The sequence below is a fragment of the Candidatus Ulvibacter alkanivorans genome, from assembly GCF_003333325.1.
In the GTDB taxonomy this organism is placed as follows: Bacteria; Bacteroidota; Bacteroidia; order Flavobacteriales; family Flavobacteriaceae; genus Ulvibacter_A; species Ulvibacter_A alkanivorans.
The window spans coordinates 1-4,810 of the sequence record NZ_QOLC01000073.1 but is presented as its reverse complement, the minus strand read 5'-3'; the positions used below and the strand labels follow the sequence as shown (position 1 = coordinate 4,810).

3 protein-coding genes are annotated in these 4,810 nt (G+C 40.5%); all 3 read right to left on the bottom strand.

Annotation, left to right across the window (positions count from 1 at the left end; genetic code table 11):
• Nucleotides 1–421 precede the first annotated feature (421 nt).
• From DWA30_RS06370 to DWA30_RS06360, 3 genes are read right to left on the bottom strand one after another with little or no spacing between them, the layout of a single operon-like run.
• On the bottom strand, nt 422–1,063 hold the full coding sequence (locus DWA30_RS06370; protein WP_114491707.1) for a hypothetical protein: 642 nt from the start codon (nt 1,061–1,063) through the stop codon (nt 422–424).
• Nucleotides 1,064–1,089: 26 nt separating this feature from the next.
• On the bottom strand, nt 1,090–1,809 hold the full coding sequence (locus tag DWA30_RS06365) for a hypothetical protein (protein WP_136073167.1): 720 nt from the start codon (nt 1,807–1,809) through the stop codon (nt 1,090–1,092).
• 27 nt (nt 1,810–1,836) lie between these two features.
• Nucleotides 1,837–4,764, bottom strand: coding sequence for a serine hydrolase (locus DWA30_RS06360; RefSeq protein WP_114491705.1), 2,928 nt, complete (start codon nt 4,762–4,764; stop codon nt 1,837–1,839).
• Between the last annotated feature and the right edge of the window lie 46 nt (nt 4,765–4,810).

Sequence of the window (4,810 nt, the reverse complement as noted above, 5' to 3'; positions counted from 1 at the left end):
TCACGCCTTTGGCGTGATTAGTTCGTTGTAATCTTTTTACAGCACAAGTTTGTAAAAAGAAACAGGTACTGAATCACCGCCTTCTTATAAAACCCTCATCATACATACTTGATGAGGGTTTTTTTTACGTAATTTTACCAAAAATCCCGCAACAAGGATAGCAGCGGCATCCTCCCGTATCACGGGAGATATAGCGAATAGCCTGCCTCCCGGCAGACAAGCCTGCCTCCCGGCAGACAGGCCTGCCATGCGGCATACAATTTAACCATACGGTAGACAGGCCTACCATTCGGTAGGCAGGCTTACCATTCAGTAGGCTGGCCTGCCGGGCCCTTGGCGCAAAACGACAAGGGGTTGCCATAAAAAACAATGAGAAAGCATTAAGCAAAGAAGTATAATCGAGAGAAGCTTACTGCTTATTTTACTGGTTGTTATTCAACAACGTTTCAAAATGAAAAGCTTCGACGGCTTGCCAAGTTTTTTCTCTTCCTAAATTAGTAGTTTTTACTTTCACATAAAGTCGGTCGTCGTACAGGAAATCTAATTGGTATTCTTCGTTGACCTGAGCATAGCGTTCTTTGGCGGTAATACCATTTTCGGTAACCGTTTTAATATAGCCCATCGGTATCTTTTGATTGGCGTCTTGAAACGCGATCAAATGTGCCGGTCCTGTTAGTTGCGCCCCGCGTTCTCCGGCTCCATCAACGATATGAAGTCGAACTTTTTCGTCGTTAGCTTGATACGTGATATCAAACATTGCAACATTGGGCGGTCCATAGGTATTGACGTTAGTAGTGGGCAGGCCCATAAGTTTTTCCGGTCGCCAAGCCATAAATTCTGCTTCGGTCAAAGGTGTAAGCGTAGCCAAGCGCTCCATATTGCTTTTGATGTATTTCGACTTATTAGTTTGCTTGTCCTTTGTTTTCGAAGCCGTTTTTTCTGATACTCGTTCGATAGTAACTTTAGCATTGGATTCGTTTTCAACTTGTTCTTTTGTGTCCCCACATGAGAACAGAAATACTGAAATAAGAAGCAAGTAACGTGTGTAATGTATAGTACGCATAATGAAATTTTACAATTTATTGTGTTTTAATTACTCAAGAGAAACTGTGTTTCTTCCGGCAGTTCTTTGATCGATTCCATCTTGGTAACCAAAGGTCGTGCGTTCCCCTCTTGATCTGTATACGTATCTACAACTTCGATTTTAACCAAATTCCAACCAGCTTCAAGTTCAATATCATAGATGACAGTACTATAGAAGGTGTCTTTTAAGTCTAGTGTAAATGTTTCAGTTCTACATTCACCTTTTACCGAAGCCGGTGCCGGAACATAGAAGTAATCGATATAGTACCCTTGCACAAAATCTTTCTTACCTAAACTAAAGTAGCTTTCATTAAAGGCTGTAGAACTCGATAACCGCAATTGTCCGTATAGTTCTTTGTTCTCAAGGTCTCCTACATAAAACGTGCCTCGTGAAGTCGCTTTTTCTAATACGATTTCACCGTTTTTAACTGCTACCATGGTATCGTCACAATAGAAAGCATCTCGCACTGTGCTGTTTTTAATAGTGATATTACTATTCTTATTTTCTTGTGCTTGAAGTCTTCTTAATGTTTGGACAAGGTCTTCTTGCAATGATAGAACAACTTCTCCTTGATCGCTTACCGTTCCTATGACAATAGGTTCTTCGGAAGGCAATATAATATCAGCCTTGTTGTGCGACCAGTTGTTTATGGTACCGGTATAACTTTTTTGGGCACATGAAGTAAACAATATGGAAAGTAGGAAAATTAAAAGTAGTGTTTTCATCGTTGGCTTTTGTAACGTTTGATTTGTCTAATCAAGAATTTCAATTCCGATTCGATTCCAATCTATCAGTTCATACCCTTGAGCACTAATATTTTCATGGAATCCCATTAGGTCGCAAAAATCATTTAAGGATCTACGTTTTTCGTCAGCATTACTTTTTTCCCATATTGCTGCTACCTTAAAATCTATCGTACCACCAGGTTGTGTTTCGTAATACTCTACATCTATTAATTTATATCCTTGAGCTCTTCTTGTGTCCACGAGAGTATTAAAATCGTCGATAGCATAATTTCTATTCAATAAATTAGGCGCTCCTTTTGTGAATACACCGCTCCAATACATTTGATTGTCCTTTGTGTAGACTTCGATATCGATTAGCTTTTTGCCATTCGCATTTTCTTGTTCGCGTACATCTGCAAATTCGGTGAAGGTTCGATCTAAACGAACCGAATACCCATCGTTGGTCTTCCTAAAGACACCTGCCCAGAGTCTTTTGCCTTCTTGATTAATGTAGGTCTCTACATCGTACAATCTATAGCCATCTCGTTTCATTTCGTCGCATTTATCGACAAACGCTTGTTTGTTCGCATTACGCCACATCTTTGTAGGTGGAATTCCTTTCTGAAAGACGCCGTCCCAGTATAATTTTCCGTTGTGCACAAAGGCTTCGATATCTTTACAATGATATCCTGCCGAGCGAAGTCGTTTCACTTCTTCATAAAATTCGCTATTGGGTCTTCCTGTCCTAATTAATACATCTTGGTTTGTTTTTCTCCAAACTGCGTTAAAGAGATCGTTGTCACTTCCCATATCTACGCGACATTTGTCTAGCGGTGTATGTGTAAAACTGCCGTACGTCGATAGTCTTTCTCCAATAGACTTATAAATTAGTCTTGTGAGCAAGGTGAGATCAGCATATTCTGCAGGAGCCATAAGCACCACTCCGGTGGTATCAGAAGGGAAAAAATGCATATATGTACGCATGTTCTTGTGCTTACCTCCATGCCATACTTTAAGATTCGAGCCTGTGCCTGTGGCACGAACTCCGTATTTATATCGCCCACCACTAACATCCCAGATAGTACCTTGCGTTTCGTCATAGTATGAATTACTTGCCAGTCCAATGGCATACTTTGCAAAATCACAAATGTTGGATTCCCACCCACCGCCTGGTAGTACTTTTTCTTTAGATCCGTCAACCACTACTTTTAAAATTCCATCTCTAGGCATATCATGACCTTCTCGATCTTCCTCATTAACGACTTGCATGCTTTTCAAGTTAGCAACATCGACAATGTTTTTCATTACCCAATCGACATATCCATTAGGACTTGCTTCTTCGATGGTGGCACCTGCTAGATTAAATCCGTATGATGAATACAGGAAATCTGTACCAGGTTCAAAATCCATGACAGAATTCTTAAACAAACCTACAGCTGATGGTGCATTGAATTCGTCTGCCTCTGCAACGTAGTTATTAGTTTCTAAGAAAGTCAATGAATCATTGATCCTAGGATACGGTGTTTTTCTATCACCGCTACCACTGTTGTCTCTATCCATACCTCGGCCATAGTGCTGAATACCGCTCTGGTTACGCAATAAATGCTCAATGGTGATTCTTCCAGAACGTCTATCAATGAGCGAGCTATTACGGTCGCATAGTCCTGGGTAGAGCGCGCAATAGTCCAATTCGCTAGGCCAATACGAACAATGTTTGGTGACCAGATCAGAAATCTGATAATCGATAGTGGGATCTTGTTGCAATTGAAGTGCAGCTACTGCCGTAACCGATTTTGACACCGAAGCCCAATTCATAACCGTACGATTTGTTATTTTTTTCTGTTCCACAATGTTAGTATAACCGTATGCTTTTAGGTGGATAATCTTTCCATTCTTAAATACACCTACTGCCACGCCAGGCAAGTTTTGCATAATCATTTGATTTTTAACGGCTTGATCTATGAGTGGATTAGTTACCTCATCGCAGTTTATTGCTGAGTTTTGGTTGGTAGACGAATTTCCCGCAACTGTTCCTCCACCATACGGCCGATTAGACTGAAGTAACCGCTGACTGCTGGTATGTGCCGGCACTGCTACATCGCCAAAACCATTGAAGTTTACGGTTCCGGTTTCATTTGGTACATATATTTGTGTCTTGGTCTTTTGATATCCACTAGGGTAATATCTTAAATAATAGCCGTCGGGATGCTTGGTCCATTTTCCACTTTCCCAACCGTTTACTATAGGTTCGGCTCCAGCGAGCATAGCAATTTCTTCATATTCGGCATAGCTATTAACGGCATTGTAATACTTAGAGCGTAAATTATTTTCGGCCTCTATGATAGCACGTGCTGCTTTGGAACGGTAACTTAATTTGTTTAATTCTTTTTTTGCATAATTCTCGAGTACATTGGTACTTAATCGAGCAATTTCTTCAGTCGATAGAATTTGTAAGGCGGTTTGTTTTACACGTCCTTGCATTTTGGCGAAATCTGTTTTGGCGATAATGGCCCAAAAAAGTAACTGTGCATCTTGCTTTTCGACCCTGCCTTGTTCATAAGCTCGTAATATCGTCTCAAAAATGTCTGCCTTGGGACCATCCAATTCTGCGTAAAATCGTCCGCTACCACTGCTTGGGGCGTACGTTCCTGCTTTTATACAAAAACTATCGAAGGTTGCTTCATAAAAACCGGGTTGTAAAGTAAATCCGTTGTTCTCTGTAAAGGGCTGAGCATGGATATCTGCGTATACTTCACCACTTCCAAAGGTTTCAGGTTTGGTATTTCGCTTATCTACATCGCTAAAAGAAGTAGAGACAGGATCACGTTGCAGTTTTTTTAGACTTACTTTTTGCCCCACCTTATCAACTGTTTTCTTGATCTTATCGAAGATTTGAGCTTGGCTGGCAGTGCTGAATAGCAGAAAGCATGCTATGATGGTTACTGTCCTTTTCATTGTGATTTGTTTTATTTTGTTATATAATTATATGAATACAAATAAA

What these genes read in the sequence shown, in the direction of transcription:
- DWA30_RS06360 (WP_114491705.1), bottom strand. Translation starts at nt 4,764, where the DNA reads ATGAAAAGGACAGTAACCATCATAGCATGCTTTCTGCTATTCAGCACT.
- DWA30_RS06365 (WP_136073167.1), bottom strand. Translation starts at nt 1,809, where the DNA reads ATGAAAACACTACTTTTAATTTTCCTACTTTCCATATTGTTTACTTCA.
- DWA30_RS06370 (WP_114491707.1), bottom strand. Translation starts at nt 1,063, where the DNA reads ATGCGTACTATACATTACACACGTTACTTGCTTCTTATTTCAGTATTT.